We start from the raw sequence: 590 nt of genomic DNA, 5'->3' as shown, positions 1-590 counted from the left end.
TTTTTTCTTTCATCACAGTATCAGTTTTACATCTAACAACTATCCTCTTTTCTGCGTGTTTGCCTGCCGGAGAAGGAATCATTACCAGCCGCGAAGCATCCGGACATCGTGACAACCGGCCCGTGCGTTGCGCATACAGATTGTGAAAATACGCAATGTGTTCAGCCTGATTGTATCCTAAGGCGATTTCGGGCAGGTCCCCCTGTGAGCATTTAACCGGGGAGGTAATTACCCGACCATACCGGTAGCAGCCTGACATGGCCGGCCTCTTGTATAATCGAGCTGACAGAGGATTTTCCGGCTTTTTCCACCGTCAGCTGATGCATTGAAAAAATACAAGACAAAAAAAGGGCCGAAGCCCTTTTGTCTCAGTAGTCTGAGAAGACATGACCATCAATCTGGGTGTAACCATCCATGAAAAGGTCTCTGGCAAACGCCTCATAGTCGAAGTATCTTTGAATGGTCGGAGATACTTCTGAGAGTAGTCCTGTCTGATCGACATATTCATATGCATACTCCAGTTCAGGGTCCGTCATCGATCCTGCAAAATACCCCTGGTAGCATTCATCGAAATTTTGCAGCTGCTCATC

2 protein-coding genes are annotated in these 590 nt (G+C 47.1%); both read right to left on the bottom strand.

The features are described from left to right. The coding region (locus LZG71_RS30800; RefSeq protein WP_233827046.1) for a hypothetical protein at positions 1–259 on the bottom strand (259 nt) is incomplete at its 3' end. A gap of 109 nt (positions 260–368) precedes the next feature. Further along, on the bottom strand, positions 369–590 hold a 222-nt coding region (locus LZG71_RS30795; protein WP_233827044.1), incomplete at its 5' end, for an antirestriction protein ArdA.

The sequence above is a fragment of the Dyadobacter sp. CY312 genome, from assembly GCF_021390535.1.
Classification (GTDB): Bacteria; Bacteroidota; Bacteroidia; order Cytophagales; family Spirosomataceae; genus Dyadobacter.
This window is presented reverse-complemented; position numbering and strand designations above follow the sequence as displayed.